We start from the raw sequence: 16,983 nt of genomic DNA, 5'->3' as shown, positions 1-16,983 counted from the left end.
CTCCTTGTGACATAAGGATCTTCGGCCGACCCGACGAAAGTCGGCAGCACCGCTTCGGCGGATGACTTTGCGCGAACGGTGCGCTATACAGAGACCATCTTGCGTATTCATGCGCGAAAGGTGTCTCGAATGAGCAGAGTTGCGCAATCCCTGAGTTGTTTGGCCGCAGTGGCCTTACTCGGGCTTTCCCCGGTCGCCGCACACGCCGATCCGGCCGCGGCGGCTTCCGGCAAACTGGGCGATCTGACCGGGATCTCCGCCGAGGGCCCCACGGTCACCCTGAAGTCGGGAAGCGCGGCGGTGCGCGTCAGCTTCCCGGCCGAAGGCGCCGTCCGGGTCTGGCTGGCGCCGGACGGCACGTTCACCGATCCGGCGGGCAGCAAGATCGTGCTGCCGCGCACCGGCGACCCGGTGACGCCGAAGCGGACGGACAAGGGGGACTACTGGGCGGTTTCCACCGGCAAGGCGACGCTGCGGGCGTACAAGCACCCGTTGCGGCTCGCGTTGTACGACGGCGCGGATCGCAAGCGGCTCTGGGAGGAGTCCGCACCGCTGTCGTGGACCGGCAAGCAGACCACGCAGACCCTCGCCCGGACGGCGACCGAGCAGTTCGTGGGCGGCGGCGAGCAGAACGGCCGCTTCAGTCACCGTGACCAGACGATCCGGATCTTCGCCGACTACAACTGGAACGACGGCGGAGCCCCGAACTCGCAGCCGTTCTACGCCTCCACGGCCGGGTACGGCGTACTGCGCAACACTTTCGCGCAGGGCACCTACGCCTTCACCGAGCCGGTGCGCACGACCCACGACGAGCGTCGTTTCGACGCGACGTACGTCGTGGGCGACGGGCTCAAGGACGTCATCACCGGTTACACCGATCTGGTCGGGAAGCCTTTCCTGCCACCGCTTTACGGCCTCGAACACGGTGACGCCGACTGCTACCTGCACAACGCCAACCGCGGTGAGCGGCACACGCTGGACGCGGTGAAGGTCGCGGAGGGCTACACCGAGCACGGGATGCCCAACGGCTGGATGCTCGTCAACGACGGCTACGGCTGCGGGTACGAAAACCTCCAGCAGACCGGCGAAGGCCTCCGCAAGAACAACATGCAGCTCGGGCTGTGGACCGAGAACGGCGTGCCGAACCAGGTCGAGGAGGTCAAGGCCGGGGTCCGGGTCCGCAAACTCGACGTCGCGTGGGTCGGCCCGGGGTACGAGTTCGCGCTGGACGCCTGCGACACCGCCTACAAGGGCATCGAGGACAACAGCGACGCGCGCGGTTTCGTCTGGACACCGGTCAGCTGGGCGGGTGCGCAGCGCTGCGGCGTACTGTGGAGCGGCGACCAGGCCGGGTCCTACGACTACATCAAGTGGCAGATCCCGACCTACGCCGGCGCGACGACGTCCGGTATGGCGTACAACACCGGCGACATCGACGGCATCTTCGGCGGCAGCCCGCAGACCTACGTCCGTGATCTGCAGTGGAAGGCGTTCCTGCCGGTCTCGATGACGATGGACGGCTGGGCCGCGTCGGACAAGCAGCCGTGGCGATACGGCGAGCCGTACACCTCGATCAACCGCAAGTACCTGCTGCTCAAGGAGCGGCTGCTGCCCTACACCTACAGCCATTCGGTGGAGGCGCACAAGACCGGCGTCGGCCAGGTCCGCCCGCTGGCGCTCGAATACCCGGACGACCCGAACGTCTGGGGCGAGAAGGCGAAGTACGAGTTCCTGTCCGGCAAGGACTTCCTGGTCGCGCCGGTGTACGAGAACTCCACCGTCCGTAACGGCATCTACCTGCCGAAGGGCACCTGGGTCGACTACTGGAGTGGCAAGACCTACACCGGTCCGACCACTGTGGACGGTTACGACGCGCCGCTCGACACGCTGCCGCTGTTCGTCCGCGCCGGCGCCGTGGTGCCGATGTGGGCCGAGGGCACGAAGTCCTGGCAGACCAGGGACAAGGGTGTGCTCGATCTCGACGTGTACCCGCAGGGCAAGGGTTCGTTCACGCTCACCGAGGACGACGGCGTCACGCGTGCCTACAAGAACGGCGACCAGGCGAAGCAGACGTTCACCGTCGACGCGCCGACGTCCGGCCTGGGCACGGTGACGGTCGGCATCGGTGCGAGTTCCGGTTCCTACGCCGGGAAGCCCGCCGCGCGGAACTACCAGCTGACCGTCCACACGGGAAGCAAGCCCGCGGCGGTGCAGGCCGGGAACTCGACCCTTCGGCAGTACGGCAGCAAGGCCGAACTGGACGCGGCGGCGTCGGGCTGGTGGTTCGATCCGGCCACCGGCGGGGTCGTCCGGGTCAAGACCGGCAAGATCGGCGCCGGTGACCGTCAGGACGTGCGGCTGTTCGGTACGAGCGCGGTCGGCGGGATCTTCCCGGAGGATCGCGACGGCTCGGTCACCCTGTCCGTCCCGGCGGTCGCCGGGCCCGGGCAGACCGCGACGGGCACGCTCAGCTTCACGAACGGCACGCCGCTGCCGGTCCGGGACGTCTCGTTCTCCTTGCCCGCCAACGGGTTCCGCGTCGAGGTGCCCGCCGGTCCGCGCCTGGTGATGCCCGGCAAGACCGTCCAGGTCCCGGTGAAGGTGACACCGGACGCGGGTATCAAGCCGGACGACTACCAGCTGACCGCGTCGGCGTCGTACAAGGCGCGGCTCGGGGAGAACCGGGTCGCCGACTCGGTGACGGTCACCGTGCCGCATGCGTCGCTGGCCGCGGCCTACGGAAACGTCGGCGTCACCGACGCGGCGCACGTCGCGGTGGGGGACATCGACGGTGGTGGCAGCAGTTTCCGGGCGGAAGGCCTCGCCGAAGCTGGCCTCGAGCCCGGTGCGGGCTTCTCCGCGCTCGGTGCCCAGCTGACCTGGCCGGTGACCGGTGCCGGGCAGAAGGACAACGTCCTCGCGTCCGGCCAGACGATCGCGGTCCGGGGGACGGGCGCCAAGCTGGTGCTGACCGGAACCGGTACGGGCACGGCGAAGGGCACTGTCGTCGTCCGGTACGCCGACGGCAGCACGAGCCAGGCCGAACTCGGGTTCCCCAACTGGTGCTGTGCCGATCCGGCCCAGTACGGCGCGACCACGGTCGCGACCGTGCTGGGCAAGAACACCCGCACGGGACCGGCGTATCCGACCACGCCTTACCGGGTGTTCGCGAACTCCGTCCCGCTGACCGCGGGGAAGGAGGTCGTCGCGGTGACGCTTCCGTCGAACACCGCGATGCACGTCTTCGCCGCGGGCATCGGCTGAGTCCTCGTGAGTGGTAAGGACGGTTAGAACCGTCCTTACCACTCACGAGACCAGACCCACTCGGTGCCGGGGGTTCTGCTGGGTGCTGGGCTTGGCCGGGTTGCGAAAGTGGCTTTCGCAACGTCGGCCGTGGCCGCGACACCGGCTCCAGACCCTCAGACCGTCACGGACCGGACCCCGGGATCAATGGCGGCCGGGAGCCAGTAGGTACCTAAGACGCCCTCGGTTGGAACCGTCCTTGCCACTCGCGAGTCAGGCTGGCACCGGTGTCCACAAAGCGTCGATGGCGCGTTCGGCCTCGGCCTGGCTGGCCTCGGCCAGCGGGATCAGATCCGCCATCGCCGGATTGACCATCGCCATGGTCAGCTCGGCGGTGACGAAGCGCGGTTCGAGGCCGGTCAACGAGATACCGTGCGGGATCCACGCCTGCGCGTGGTCCCAGCCCTCACGAGGGGTGCCTTCGCCGTAGCCGCCGCCGCGCGCGGTCACGACGATGAAGTCCCGGCCGCCGAGCAGGCCTTCCCTGGTCTCGGCGTCGAGCGACAGCCCGGGCGCGATCAGGTGGTCGACCCAGGCCTTGACCGTGCTCGGCGGGCCGAAGTTGTACAACGGCAGGCCCAGCAGGATCGTGTCGGCCGCCTTCACCTCGTCGACGAGCTCCTTGATGAGCCGCCAGGCCGCGGCCTGCTCCGGGGTGTGCCGCTCCGGCGGGGTCGCCTTGGCCGCGTTGGCGATCGAGTCCAGATGCGGCAGCGGGTCGGCGCCCAGGTCACGGTAGGTGACGGTGCCGTCCGGATGGGCGGCGCGCCAGGCCGCGGCGGCACGCGCGGTGAGGCGGCGGCTGATCGAGTGCTCGCCCGTGATGCTCGAGTCGATGTGCAGCAGGTTCGTCATACGTACTATCTTGCACAGATCATTTGTGTAACGCAAACCATTGATGCTGTGGCGGTCATCATGGGGAACGTACACTCGGCGTGTGCCCGAACTCCCGGTCGTGAACCAGCCCTCGCACCGCTGCGGCGCGCTGCTCGACCACGTCACCCGCCGGATCCGGCTGCGCAGCGAGTCCGTCCTGGCTCCGCTCGGCTTGCGGCCCAGGCATCTCGTCGCGCTGACCGTGCTGCGCGACCTCGGCGGCTGTTCGCAGCAGGACCTCGCGAAAACGCTGGAGATGGACAGCACGAACGTCGTCGGGCTGTTGAACGACCTCGAGTCCGCGAACCTGGTCGAACGCAGACGCTCGCCGGCGGACCGGCGCCGCCACATCGTCGAACTCACCGACGTCGGCCTGAAGCAACTCGTCAAGGCCGAGTTCGCCCTCGCCGCGGTCGAAGACGAGGTGCTCGGCGCGCTCGACAAGGATCAGCGCGAGACGCTGTACAGCCTGCTGTACCAGGCGGCGGGCCACGCCGAGCCCGCCGCCTGCGTCGGCGCCGCGCACGTCGAAGACTGCTAGTCCCCGAGGTCGAAGAGGTCGTGAAGCTGCTTCGTGGCTTCGCCGCCGTACATGACACTTCCGACCGGGACCTCGCCGCCCACCGCCTCGATCACCCGCGCCGTCCACACGGGACCGAACGCGCCGCACAGCTCGATCAGCTGTGCCCCTTCGTCGACCAACCGCCGGGCCGCGGCGACGACCTGGTCCACGCGGCCGACGCCGACCAGCACCGTCAGGCACCGCCCACTGTCCACACGGGACACGTCGCGGGCCGGGTCGCAGCCATCGGCCAAGTACACGAAACCCCACTGTCGCATGACGATTCTCCTTCGTTCTCGATCGCCATGAGGTAATCGCGGACCGCTGGGTGCCGTCCACGAGGAGGATCCGTACGGCCGTTCGGGATCACCGAAGAGGGGAGATCGGGCACGCGGCGCGGAAGTCCGCTGTGAGCGCTGTCATACCAGCGACGCGATCCGCTCCGAGGACTCGTGCGCCGGATCCCACACGAGCGCGTGCCGGACGACAGGCGCCTCCCGCAGCGGCAGCCAGCGCAGACCTTCGCCCGGTTCCTCCCGGGGACGCAAGGCGACGACGTCGCCGCCGTGCCGCAATTCGGCGACGAACAGCGACCGCCGAGGCGGCCCGGAGCGGACGTGAGGCGGCCGCCAGCCCGCCGCCGCGCAGTCCGCGAGCAGTGCGTCGTGGTAACCCGGAGCCAGCTTTCGCTCATACAGAAGGAGGTCCCGCCCGGTGAGGTCGTCCCAGCCCACTTCGCCACGCCGGGCCAGCGGATGAGCGTCGGAGACGAGCGCGCCCAACGGCCTCTCGCTCACGACGGCGACCCGCAGACCGGTCACGTCTTCCGGCAGCGCCAGCAGACCGGCGTCGAGCGCGCCGCGGCGAAGGAGTTCGAGCTGTCGCGCGGCGGACAGGTCTTCGATCTCCACCGCTTCCGCGTACAGGGCGGGGAGCACGGTCGGCGGCGCGCCCGGCGTCACGCCGACGCGGAGCGGCCGGCCCACGGAGTCGCGGACGGCCCGCGCGCCGAGCTCGGCCTCCTCCAGGATCCGGCGGGCGTGAGGGAGCAGTGCCAGCGCGGCGGCGGTGGGCGTCATCCCCGCCTGGGTCCGGACGAACAGGGTCGTGTCCAGTTCCTTTTCCAGCGCGATGATCTGCTGGCTCAGCGACGACGCGCGGATGCCGAGGCGCTCCGCCGCGCGGGTGAGGTGTCCCTCCTCCGCCACGGCACACAGGTATCGAAGACGTCGTAACTCCACAGCCGCACAGTAGCCCCGGACGAGGCAGAATCGACGGGGTGCGTATCGGAATCGTTCGGACTCTCGCGGCGGTCCTCGTCCTGCTCACCGCCTGCTCCGCCGAACAGGAACAGCCGCCCGTCAAACCCGTCTACGACCTGCCCGCGCGGGAGGTCCGGCCGGACGAGACCGCGCTGCACCTGCCGCCCGCGCTCAACGGGGAGACCGAGTTCTCCCTCATCGGGCTGGCCGCCGGATTGCCCAGTCTCGCCGGCAGCCACGCCGAGTTCGATGCGAAGGGGCAGTTCGTCCGGCTCCGGCTGGTGGTGACGGGGAAGGGCGTGTCCGGCATCCTCTTCGACACCCGGCGCCAGCAGCTGATCACCGATTCCGGTGCGGTGATCGCGGTCGACAACCAGGCGATGACCATCAAGCGGCAGCCGGACAAGTTTGAGCTGGGGCGCGGTGTGCGGGTCGAGTTCGACCTCTACTTCGACCTTCCCAAGCAGGCGAAACCCGTGGTGCTGCGCGCTTTCGGCGGCCCCACGCTGACCGACATGAAGAACCTCACCGGCACGGACATCAAGCTGGCTTGAGCTCGCGACATGGTCACCGGACCCACGCCTTGGACATGAAAGGGCCCCGCCGCGAAAACGCGACGGGGCCCTTCCCGAAAGGCGTCAGACGCCCAGGTCGCCACCGAGGTAGGCGGCCCGCACCTGCGGGTCGTCCAGCAGTTCGGCACCGCGGGCGCTCTTGACCACGTGACCGGTCTCCAGCACGTACGCGCGGTCGGAGAGCTTCAGCGCCTGCTGCGCGTTCTGCTCCACCAGCAGGACCGTGGTCCCGCGCTTGTTGATCTCGCGGATGATGTCGAAGATCTGCGCGATCAGCATCGGCGCCAGGCCCATGGACGGCTCGTCGAGCAGCAGTACCTTGGGTTTGGTCATCAGCGCGCGGCCGATGGCGATCATCTGCTGCTCGCCACCGGACATCGTGCCGCCGAACTGGCTCTTGCGCTCGGCCAGGCGGGGGAACAGTCCGAACACCTCGTCGAGGTCGTCCTTGAGGTCGTCCTTCCGGGTGTAGGCACCCATCAGGAGGTTCTCCAGCACGGTCATGCCGGGGAACACCCCCCGGCCTTCCGGCGCCTGCCCGATCCCGAGCTGCACTCGCTTGTGCCCAGGGGTCTTCGAGATGTCCTTGCCGTCGAAGAGGATCCGGCCACTGGTCAGCGGACGCAACCCCGAAATGGTCTTCAGCGTCGTGGTCTTGCCCGCGCCGTTGGCCCCGATGAGCGAAACGATCTCGCCCTCGCCGACCTCGATGCTCATTCCCTTGAGCGCGGCGATCTTCCCGTAGTGGACGTTGATGTCCTGAACCTCAAGAAGCATCTTCCGCCACCCCCAGGTAAGCCTCGATCACCTTCTGGTTGTTCTGCACCTCTTGGGGGAGCCCTTCTGCGATCTTCTGGCCGAAGTCGAGCACGGCCAGCCGGTCGGCGATCTGCATGACCAAGCCCATGTCGTGCTCGATGAGCAGCACGGTGCGGCCGTCGTCGCGGATCTTGCGGATCAGTTCCTGCAGCGAGTTCTTCTCCGCCGGGTTCATGCCGGCGGCCGGCTCGTCGAGCAGCAGCAGCTTCGGGTCGGTCGCGAGCGCGCGCGCGATCTCCAGACGGCGCTGGTCGCCGTAGGAGAGGTTCTTCGCGGTGTTGTTCTCGACCCGCCCGATGCCGACGAAGTCCAGCAGTTCCCTCGCCAGCTCACGGCCCCGCTTCTCTTCCTTGCGGTGCATGGGCAGGCCGAGCGTCGCCGAAATCGCACCGGTCTTGTGGTGCGAGTCGGCACCGACCATCACGTTTTCGAGCGCCGACATGTTGTGGAACAGCCGGATGTTCTGGAACGTCCTCGCGATCCCGGCCTGGTTGATCTTGAACCGCTTCATGCCGTTGATCCGGTTCCCCGCGAACCGGACCTGACCTTCGGTCGGCTGGTAGACACCGGTGATCACGTTGAACACGGTGGTCTTGCCCGCGCCGTTCGGGCCGATCAGGGCGAAGATCTCACTCTGATTGATGGTGAGGTCGACCCCCTTCAGCGCTGTGACGCCGCCGAAGCGCATCGTCACGTCGTCGAATTCGAGCAAGGCGCTCATTTCTTCACCTCCGCCGAAGCGTCGGAATCCGGACCCGCGACTTCGGCGCCCATGGCACCCATCCCGCCTGTTCCTTCATGTAATTCGGCCTTACGTTGCCGCGACGGCAACAGACCCTCCGGCCGCCACGCCATCATCAGCACCAGCACGCCACCGAAGATCAGAATGCGGTACTCCGACAGGAAGCGGAACCGTTCCGGCAGCCAGGCGACCAGGAAGGCACCGAGGACCACCCCGGGGATGTTGCCGGCACCACCCATCACCACGGCCGCGAGGATGGTCGCGGAGAGGATGAACGGGAAGTTGTTCGGCTCGACGAAAACCGCCTTGCTGGCGTAGACCACGCCCGCCATCCCGCCGATCATGGCGCCGATGGCGAAGGCCAGCAGTTTGAACCGGAACGTCGGCACGCCCATCAGTTCGGCGGCGTCCTCGTCTTCGCGCACGGCCGCCCAAGCTCGCCCGACCCGGCTCTTGTGCAGCCGCACCGAGAACACGATGGCGATGACGATGGCGACGAGGATCAGGTAGTAGTACGGCGCGGGGTCGAGCAGGAACTCGACACCGAACATCGGATCGGGGTGCGGGACGTTGGTGATACCGCGGGCACCACCGATGGCGTCGGTGTTGTTCGCGGTGATCCGGACGATCTCCCCGAAGCCGAGTGTCACGATGGCCAGATAGTCACCGCGCAACCGTAGGGTGGGCGCGCCGAGGATGACACCCGACACGGCCGCCAGGAAGATGCCCAGCACCAGCGTTGCCCAGAACGACCAGCCGTAGTTGGTGCCGATGACCGCCAGGGTGTACGCGCCGATCGCGAAGAACGCGACGAAGCCGAGGTCGAGCAGACCGGCGTGGCCGACCACGATGTTCAAGCCGATGGCCAGCAGGATGTAGGTCCCGACCGGGAAGATCAGCACGGTCGTCCAGTCGGAGTCCGGCGACATGAACGAACCGATCGCCGGCGCGGGCAGGATCAGCGCGCCGATGATCAGTGCGAGGTAGACGCCATAGCGCTGCCAGTGCGGAGCACGAACCCACCAATCCCGCATGCCGTCGATGGGGTGGAACCCGGCGCGCGCGGGCTTTCCGTTGCTTGTAGCCACTTCTTCATTGCCCTTCATGCGCGTGCCCGCTGCAGCGATTCACCGAGAATGCCGGTGGGACGGAACATCAGGACCAGCACCAGCACCACGAAGGCGGTGACGTCCTTCCATTGTGAACCGAGGAAGATGGAACTCCAGTTCTCCACCAGACCGAGCACGATTCCACCGAGCAAGGCTCCGCGGAGGTTGCCGATACCGCCGAGGACCGCCGCGGTGAACGCCTTGATCCCGAGGAGGAAGCCGACCCGGTAGTCGGTGTTCTCGTATTCCATGACGTACAGTGCCGCGGCGACGCCGGCCATGGCGCCACCGAGCACGAAGGTGGTGCGCACGATCCGGTCGATGCTGACACCCATCAGCACCGCGGCTTCGGGATCCTGTGCGGTGGCACGGATACCGCGGCCGATGCGGGTACGGCTCACCAGCTGGTCGAGTATCACCATCATGATCACGGCGCCGACGACGACGAACACGTGGTCCGTCCGCACCACCCCGTTCCCGATGCGGAACAGCTCCTCGTGCGGGATGAACCGCGGCGAGTTCTGTTGCACGCGGCCGGAGTTGCCGGTGAGCCACTCGATGACTTCGAGGCCGAACAGTTCCTGCAGGAACAGCGAGGCGCCGATCGCGGAGATGAGCGCGGCCAGCCGCCCGGCGCCCTTCTTGCGCAGCGGCCGGTAGGCCACCTGTTCCAGCAGGACGGCCGCCCCGCCGGAGACGGCGGCGGAGGCGATGATGATCAGCAACAGGACGGCGATCATGCCGAACGCGCCGAGCGCCAGCGGCGCGGTGCCGCCGGCGAGACTGATCAGGATGAACAGGGACGTGACCGTCCCGATCATGAAGATTTCGGAATGCGCGAAGTTGATGAGCCGGAGCACGCCGTAGACCATTGTGTAGCCGAGGGCGACGAGGGCATAGATGCTTCCGGCGACCAGTCCGCCGATGGTGCTACCGAGGAACTGGGCTTGCAGATCTTGAAGCATGACGTGGATGCCTTACGGGACGGGGCGAGGATTTTTCGCCACATTTACGGGAAGCGGGGGTGCTGTGCCAGCACAGCGCCCCCGCTTCCGTTAGGTGTTCCTGCCTGCTCCGTCAGCCGTTGAGCTTGGCTTCGGTCGAGGCGCCGAGGTTCTTGATGACGCCGTTGGTGACCTGGTAGACGTAGATGGCGTTCGTCTGCGGCTCGCCGTTCTCCTTGAACTTGATCTGCTTCGAAGCACCCTGGAAGTCGACCGTCTTCAGGAATTCGTTGATCTTCTCCGCGGTGGTGTTGCCCGCCTTGACCGCGTTGATGATGGCGGTCGCGGCGTCGTAGCCCTCGGTCGAGTAGATCGCCGGGTCGAGGTTGTACGCGGCCTTGTACTTGGTCACGAACTCGTCGCCGGAACCGGCGTCCTTGATGTTGCAGGGGCAGCCGATGACGGCGTTCTCGGCGGCCGCGGCACCCGCGCCGCTGACGAGCTGGGCGTCGAGCGAACCGTCACCGGTGGCGAACAGCGCCTGGACGCCGCCGTCACGCAGCTGCTTGAGCAGACGGCCGCCCTGCGCGTAGTAACCACCGAAGGTGATGACGTCGGGGTTCGCGGCCTTGACCTTCTGCACGGTCGAGGAGTAGTCCGACGCGTCCTTGGCGAACTTGTCGCGCTCGACCGGGACGTTCTTCTCCTTGAAGGTCTTCTCGAAGGCGTCCGCCAGGCCGACGCTGTACTCCTGGTCGTCCGAGAGGACATAAGCCTTCTTCGGCGACTTCGCCGTGATCAAGAATTCGGCGATGGCCGGACCCTGGTCGTTGTCGTTCGCGACGACACGGTGCCAGTACTTCCAGCCGTTCCCCGCCAGCCCCGGGTTCGTCGCCGAGGGCGAGATGCTCGGGATCTTGTTCTGCTCCAGCTGCCCGCCGATGGCCTTCGACTCACCGGAGAAGGCGGGGCCGATCAGCGCGGTGATCTTGTCCTGGCCGACCGCGGTCGCGATCAGCGACGTCGCCTGCTCGGGCTTGCCCTGGCTGTCGTACTCCTTGAGTTCCAGCTTCGTCGCCGGATTCGTCTTGTTGTACTCGTCGATAGCGAGCTTGGCGCCGTTGCGGGGCGGGATCACCAGCCCGGAGTTCTCACCGGTGAGGTCACCCATGAACCCGATCTTCAGCGTGCTGCTGTCACCGCTGCCGGACGAGCTGCTGCCGCCTGCACAGCCCGCCAGCGCCAGCGACGCAGCGGCCGCGACGGCGAAAACCCGTCCAAAACGCACTCCTGACACCGACTACCTCCCATGACCAACCAGCCGCCGGTAGGCGTTGCCCCCGACACAGGGGCTAGGTTAGGGCAGGAAGATATCCCCCTACGCCATGATCTGCCCAGACGCCCATCACTCTGTGTCCACATCGTGACGGTCGAAACCAGAACGAATTGCACGAAAAGGCGAATGTTGCCGGTTGGCGGGTCTGCGCTGGTCACGCTGGGGATTCACCGTTACCACGTCGATCATGCTCGTGGGTAATGATCGTGTTTCGGCCGCGTATCTTGCGCTTTTTCAGCTCCTTCGGGGGAGGCCGTTCGTAGTAGCAAAGCTGCCCCAAAGGGCGTCAACGGTGCCCCCTCTTCTCTTGTGCCGTGACAACCGATGGTTGTCGTCGCGGTCCGAACGGCTGTTGGATTCCGGCCCTGACCTCGCGATTGACTGTCCCCATGACGATGAGTGCCGAAGTGATCGAAGGCGTCGCCGCGGGAGTCCCGTTCGTGGCGGTGCCGCCGTCGGACGGGAAACGCCCGGCGCCGCTGGTGCTGACCTGGCATCTGCTGGGCGCGCCGTTCAGTGAAGCGGCCATGGCGGCCGCGCTGCCGATGCGGGAGCTGCACGCGTGGCGGGTCCACCTCGGGTTGCCACTGACCGGGAAACGGTTTCCCGAGGGGGGTTTCGAGGGCTTCTTCCGGCTCGCGAGCGAGGACAACGTGCTCAACGTCGTCGAACCGCTCACCAGGCAGGTCGAGGCGGAGTTCCCGGCCGCGGTGGCGGAACTGCGCTCCCGCCTGTCCATTGAGGACGGACCGGTCGGGCTGGCCGGCGGTTCGCAGGGCGGCGCGGTCGCGTTGCAGATGCTGACCCACGCGGAGATCGACGTGGCGGCGGCCGCGCTGGTGAACCCGGTGACCCAGCTGGCGCCGGTGATCGCGGCGAACGAGCGGGTCTACGACGTCACCTACCACTGGTCGGACCGGTCCCGCGCGGTCGCGAACGAGTACGACTACGTGCGGCGGGCGGACGAACTGACCGCGCCGGTGCTGCTCGTCATCGGCGAGGAGGACGACGTCTCGATCACCGAACCGGCCGAAGCCCTGCACAAGGCGTTGGGGGAGGGGCGATCCGAGCTCGTCACGATCCCGGGGATGGCGCACGGATTCGCCGACGCGCCCGGCCTCGAACCCGCTCCGCAGACGGCGCACGCGAAGCTGGTCGACGCCGAGCTCACGCGCTGGTTCGCCCGGCACCTAGCTGTCTGAGGCCGTCGTCCGGCAGCCAGGATCGGTCGGGATCGTAGGCGCACCAAGCTTCTTCGTGGCTGGTCCGGCCCGCGAGCGCCAGCAGGCGCCGCAGGGCCGGGCCTTCGCCGCGCCGCCACACCACCGACCATGGGAACAGCGGCGACGGCTCGAACGGCAGGACCCGCAGATCGATGTCGGAGGCGAGGTCCATGTCGGCGCCGGCGAGCGTGACCCGCTGCTTCCCGTAGCGGGTCTGTTCCAGAGTGTGTCTGAGGTCGTAACTGACCCCGGAGTCGTCGATCGGCACGCCGAATTCTTTGCATAGGCGTTGCAAGTAAGAAAGCCATTCGACGGGACCGCCCAATTGCGGAATCCAGATCCCTTCACTCCGGAGATCGGACAATTTCAGGACATCGTTGCTCGCGAGCGGGTGTTCCGGCGCGAGAAGAGCGACCAGTGGCTCCAGTCGGACAAGGCGGTGTTCGAGTTCCGCGGGCACCTCGCGCCCGAGGTCCGCCACGCGGCCGAACGCGAGGTCGATCTCGCCGCGGACCAGGGGGTCGAGGGCGTTGGCCAGCCCGCGCCCGGCGATGCGCTCGACCGCCAGCGCCGGGTCGCGCTGGGCGATGCGGCGCAGCATGTACATGGGGGACAGGCGCGGATCGATGACGTCGAGGCGGGGCGGGCGGTCCTGCAGGCCCATCGCGGCGACGGCGGCGTCGGCCGCGCGGAGCAGCTCGCGCGCGTGCGGGAGGAACCGGTCGCCGTCGGCGGTCAGTTCGACGGACCTGTTGGTACGCCGGAAGAGCTGGAGCGACAGGGCGTCCTCGAGCTTCCGGACCCGCTTCGACAGCGCCTGCTGGGTGAGGAACAGGGATTCTGCCGCGCGACCGAAATGGCCGTGGTCGGCGGTGGCGACGAACGCGCGCACCTGGGCCGTGTCGAGATCCACGTCCTCAAAGTACGTGAAGGCCTCCTTGAGGGACTCTGGGTCCCTCAAGGAGGCCTTCACGGACATCCAACAGGCGAGAGGTCACCTGCCCGGCGGCCGCTCCCGCACCACGCAGGTCAGCCGCGCCGTGCACGACCGGCGCCCCTGGTCGTCGGTCAGGACGATCTCGGCGGTCACGGTCCCGCGCCCGACGTGCACCGGCGTCGCGACACCGGTCACCCGTCCGGAGCGGACCGCCCGGTGGTGCGTGCACGAGAGTTCGAGCCCCATCGTCGCCTTGTCGGTGCCGGCGTTGAGCGCGCAGACCATCGAACCGAGCGCCTCGGCGACCACGGCGTTCGCGCCGCCGTGGAGGAGACCGTAGGGCTGGAGGTTGCCCTCCACCGGGATGCTGCCCACGACGCGTTCGGGACCGAATTCGCTGATCTCGAGCCCGAGCTTGTCGTTGAGCTGCTGTCCGGCGAAGGCCGGGTCGATCCCGGCGAAGGATTCGAGGGCTTGTTCGGTCACGCAGAGCTCCTTAAACGACACGACAGGTAGGACTGTCAGACCCTCACCCTAGACTCGCTCCCGTGAGCCCGAGTGAGAACACGACCGTTGCCAACGCCACACCTGCCACCGCACAGGCCGAGCGGCCCAAACTGCTGCTGATCGACGGCCATTCGATGGCGTATCGCGCGTTCTTCGCGCTGCCCGCGGAGAACTTCAAGACGAAGACCGGGCAGACGACGAACGCGGTGTTCGGGTTCACCTCGATGCTCATCAACCTGCTGCGCGACGAGGCACCGACCCACCTCGCGGTGGCGTTCGACCTCTCCCGCAAGACGTTCCGTTCGGAGACGTACGCGGAGTACAAGGCCAACCGCAGCACCACCCCGGACGGGTTCAAGGGCCAGGTCGGGCTGGTCGAGGACGTGCTGAAGGTCCTCGGCATCCCGGCGCTGACCAAGGAGAACTACGAAGCCGACGACATCATCGCCACGCTCACGACACAGGCGACAGCGGAAGGTTTCGACGTCCTCATCTGTACGGGTGACCGTGACGCGCTCCAGCTGGTGACCGACCAGGTCACCGTGCTGTACCCGAAGCGCGGCGTGTCGGAGATGACCAGGTTCACCCCGGAGGCGGTCGAGGAGAAGTACGGCCTCACGCCGGCGCAGTACCCGGACTTCGCCGCGCTGCGTGGCGACCCCTCGGACAACCTGCCCAGCATCCCGGGCGTCGGTGAGAAGACGGCCGCGAAGTGGATCAGGCAGTTCGGCTCCTTCAACGAGCTGATCGACCGGGTCGACGAGGTCAAGGGCAAGGTCGGCGACGCGCTGCGCGAGCACCTCGGCGCGGTCATGCTGAACCGCCAGCTCACCGAGCTGATCCGTGACGTCGAGCTGGAGCTCGGCCCGACCATGCTCGAGCTGCGCCCGTGGGATCGCGAGGCCGTCCACGCGCTGTTCGACGAGCTGGAGTTCCGTGTCCTGCGGGACCGGCTGTTCGCCACCCTGCAGAGCGCCGAGCCCGAGGCCGAGGAGGGTTTCGAGGTCAGTGGTTCGAAGCTCGCGCCGGGCGCGCTCACGGAATGGCTGTCCGCGCACACCGGCCAGGACCAGCCCGTCGGCCTGGCGTTCCGCACGACCGGGTCGTCGGTCCGCTCCGACCTGAAGGCCATCACGTTCGCGGCCGCGGACGGCGAGGGCGCGTATGTCGACGTCACCGCGATGGACGCCGAGGACGACAAGGCGCTCACGGCCTGGCTCGCCGACGAGAAGATCCAGAAGATCGGCCACGAGCTCAAGATCCCGCTGCACGCCGTCCGGGCGCGCGGCTGGACGTTCGCCGGGCTCGTCATGGACACCGCGCTCGCGGCGTACCTGGTCCGCCCGGGGCAGCGCACCTTCGAGCTCGACGACCTGGCCCTGCGGTATCTGCACCGTGAGCTGCGGTCCGAGGCCGACACCGGGGACGGGCAGCTTTCCCTGCTCGACGGCGGCGCCGAGGACATGGAGCAGAAGGAGATCCAGGCCGAGCTGGTCAAGGCCCGCGCGGTCGCCGAGCTCGCGGGCGCGCTGACCAAGGAGCTCGAAGAGCTGGGCGGCGCGCAGCTGCTCGCCGAGCTCGAACTGCCGCTCCTGCAGGTGATCACCGGTCTCGAAGCGGCGGGTATCGCGGTCGACATCGAGCACCTGACCAACCTGGAGGCGCACTACCTCGGCCGGGTGACGCAGGCCGCGGACGAGGCGTACGCGGTCATCGGCAAGCAGGTCAACCTCGGTTCGCCGAAGCAGCTGCAGGTCATCCTGTTCGACGAGCTCGGCATGCCGAAGACCAAACGCACGAAGACCGGTTACACCACCGACGCCGAGGCCCTGCAGAGCCTGTTCGAGAAGACCGAGCACCCGTTCCTGCAGCATCTGCTGGAGCACCGGGACGCGACCAGGCTGCGCACCACGGTCGAGGGCCTGATCAAGTCGGTCGCCGACGACGGCCGCATCCACACCACGCTGCTGCAGACGATCGCCGCCACCGGACGGCTCTCCTCGGTCGACCCGAACCTGCAGAACATCCCGATCCGCACCGAGGAAGGCCGCCGCATCCGGGACGCCTTCGTCGTCGGCGACGGGTACGCCGAGCTGATGACGGCGGACTACAGCCAGATCGAAATGCGGATCATGGCGCACCTCTCGCAGGACGAAGGGCTGATCCAGGCCTTCAACAGCGGCGAGGATCTGCACACTTTCGTGGCGTCGCGCGCATTCTCGCTGCCGCCGGAGGAGATCACGCCGGAATTGCGCTTCCGGGTGAAGGCGATGTCGTACGGCCTGGCGTACGGGCTTTCGGCGTACGGGCTTTCGCAGCAGCTGCGGATCTCGACCGAAGAAGCCAAGGAACAGATGGAGGCGTACTTCTCCCGCTTCGGCGGCGTACGCGATTACCTCCATTCGGTCGTGGGCGACGCGGCGAAGGTCGGTTACACCGAGACGATCTTCGGTCGCCGCCGTTATCTGCCGGACCTCAACAGCGACAACCGGCAGCGCCGCGAGATGGCCGAGCGGATGGCGCTCAACGCCCCCATCCAGGGCAGCGCGGCCGACATCATCAAGGTGGCCATGCTCAACGTGCACAAGGCGCTGACCGAGGCGAAGCTGAAGAGCCGCGTGCTGCTGCAGGTCCACGACGAGCTCGTCCTCGAGGTTGCCGATGGCGAGCGCGAGCAGCTGGAAACGCTGGTGCGCCAGGGAATGGGCTCCGCCTACGAACTGGCGGTCCCGCTGGAGGTCTCGGTCGGATACGGCCGGTCCTGGAACGACGCCGCGCATTAGGCCTC

The 16,983-nt window shown here is 67.6% G+C and carries 15 protein-coding genes; 5 read left to right on the top strand and 10 right to left on the bottom strand.

Annotated features, from left to right (window positions below):
* The first annotated feature begins 129 nt into the window (after window positions 1–129).
* Window positions 130–3,264: a TIM-barrel domain-containing protein gene (locus ACZ3HL_RS32645; RefSeq protein WP_465535222.1), complete on the top strand. Its 3,135-nt coding sequence runs from the start codon at window positions 130–132 to the stop codon at window positions 3,262–3,264.
* Window positions 3,265–3,516: 252 nt separating this feature from the next.
* Here the strand turns inward: ACZ3HL_RS32645 and ACZ3HL_RS32640 are convergent, their stop codons facing one another.
* A complete protein-coding gene (locus tag ACZ3HL_RS32640) occupies window positions 3,517–4,158 on the bottom strand; it encodes an FMN-dependent NADH-azoreductase (RefSeq protein ID WP_465535221.1) in 642 nt (213 codons plus the stop codon).
* An 82-nt stretch (window positions 4,159–4,240) separates the two neighbouring features.
* On the opposite strand from ACZ3HL_RS32640, the gene ACZ3HL_RS32635 reads away from it, so the two are divergent.
* Window positions 4,241–4,720 (top strand): MarR family winged helix-turn-helix transcriptional regulator, encoded by a 480-nt coding sequence (locus ACZ3HL_RS32635; RefSeq protein WP_465535220.1) that lies wholly within the window; start codon window positions 4,241–4,243, stop codon window positions 4,718–4,720.
* Here the strand turns inward: ACZ3HL_RS32635 and ACZ3HL_RS32630 are convergent.
* Window positions 4,717–5,019, bottom strand: coding sequence for a DUF6506 family protein (locus ACZ3HL_RS32630; protein ID WP_465412974.1), 303 nt, complete (start codon window positions 5,017–5,019; stop codon window positions 4,717–4,719). The genes ACZ3HL_RS32635 and ACZ3HL_RS32630 overlap by 4 nt on opposite strands.
* Window positions 5,020–5,160: 141 nt before the next feature.
* A complete protein-coding gene (locus ACZ3HL_RS32625) occupies window positions 5,161–5,949 on the bottom strand; it encodes a LysR family transcriptional regulator (RefSeq protein WP_465535219.1) in 789 nt (262 codons plus the stop codon).
* Window positions 5,950–6,020: 71 nt separating this feature from the next.
* Between ACZ3HL_RS32625 and ACZ3HL_RS32620 the strand changes: the two genes are divergently transcribed.
* Window positions 6,021–6,557 carry a hypothetical protein gene (locus ACZ3HL_RS32620; RefSeq protein ID WP_465535218.1) on the top strand — a complete coding sequence of 179 codons (537 nt, stop codon included), beginning with the start codon at window positions 6,021–6,023 and terminating at the stop codon, window positions 6,555–6,557.
* A gap of 84 nt (window positions 6,558–6,641) precedes the next feature.
* Here ACZ3HL_RS32620 and ACZ3HL_RS32615 read toward each other — a convergent pair whose 3' ends face one another.
* From ACZ3HL_RS32615 to ACZ3HL_RS32595, 5 genes are all read right to left on the bottom strand, one after another.
* Window positions 6,642–7,355, bottom strand: coding sequence for an ABC transporter ATP-binding protein (locus ACZ3HL_RS32615; protein WP_465535217.1), 714 nt, complete (start codon window positions 7,353–7,355; stop codon window positions 6,642–6,644).
* Window positions 7,345–8,118, bottom strand: coding sequence for an ABC transporter ATP-binding protein (locus tag ACZ3HL_RS32610; protein WP_465535216.1), 774 nt, complete (start codon window positions 8,116–8,118; stop codon window positions 7,345–7,347). Before ACZ3HL_RS32610 ends, ACZ3HL_RS32615 begins: the two co-directional genes overlap by 11 nt.
* Window positions 8,115–9,245, bottom strand: coding sequence for a branched-chain amino acid ABC transporter permease (locus tag ACZ3HL_RS32605; RefSeq protein WP_465412980.1), 1,131 nt, complete (start codon window positions 9,243–9,245; stop codon window positions 8,115–8,117). The genes ACZ3HL_RS32610 and ACZ3HL_RS32605 overlap by 4 nt, the downstream gene beginning before the upstream one ends.
* On the bottom strand, window positions 9,242–10,213 hold the full coding sequence (locus ACZ3HL_RS32600; protein WP_465535215.1) for a branched-chain amino acid ABC transporter permease: 972 nt from the start codon (window positions 10,211–10,213) through the stop codon (window positions 9,242–9,244). Before ACZ3HL_RS32600 ends, ACZ3HL_RS32605 begins: the two co-directional genes overlap by 4 nt.
* A gap of 112 nt (window positions 10,214–10,325) precedes the next feature.
* Window positions 10,326–11,480 (bottom strand): branched-chain amino acid ABC transporter substrate-binding protein, encoded by a 1,155-nt coding sequence (locus tag ACZ3HL_RS32595; protein ID WP_465412982.1) that lies wholly within the window; start codon window positions 11,478–11,480, stop codon window positions 10,326–10,328.
* Between the two features lie 437 nt (window positions 11,481–11,917).
* Here ACZ3HL_RS32595 and ACZ3HL_RS32590 point away from each other — a divergent pair, with 437 nt between their 5' ends.
* The gene (locus ACZ3HL_RS32590) at window positions 11,918–12,730 is read left to right on the top strand and encodes an alpha/beta hydrolase family protein (protein ID WP_465535214.1); all 813 of its coding nucleotides are present in this window, start codon (window positions 11,918–11,920) and stop codon (window positions 12,728–12,730) included.
* Here the strand turns inward: ACZ3HL_RS32590 and ACZ3HL_RS32585 are convergent.
* Entirely contained in the window at window positions 12,696–13,664 is a 969-nt protein-coding gene (locus ACZ3HL_RS32585; protein WP_465535213.1) for a LysR family transcriptional regulator, read from the bottom strand. The two genes, ACZ3HL_RS32590 and ACZ3HL_RS32585, sit on opposite strands and share 35 nt — an antisense overlap.
* Before the next feature lie 81 nt (window positions 13,665–13,745).
* Complete coding sequence (locus tag ACZ3HL_RS32580) at window positions 13,746–14,174, bottom strand: PaaI family thioesterase (protein ID WP_465412985.1); 429 nt, start codon at window positions 14,172–14,174, stop codon at window positions 13,746–13,748.
* 62 nt (window positions 14,175–14,236) lie between these two features.
* On the opposite strand from ACZ3HL_RS32580, the gene polA reads away from it, so the two are divergent.
* Window positions 14,237–16,978, top strand: coding sequence for a DNA polymerase I (polA, locus tag ACZ3HL_RS32575; RefSeq protein WP_465535212.1), 2,742 nt, complete (start codon window positions 14,237–14,239; stop codon window positions 16,976–16,978).
* The last annotated feature ends 5 nt before the right edge of the window (window positions 16,979–16,983 follow it).

It is taken from the genome of Amycolatopsis sp. NPDC000009, from assembly GCF_055563465.1.
The sequence above is the reverse complement of the archived record's forward strand: the minus strand, read 5'-3'. Positions and strand labels throughout refer to the sequence as shown.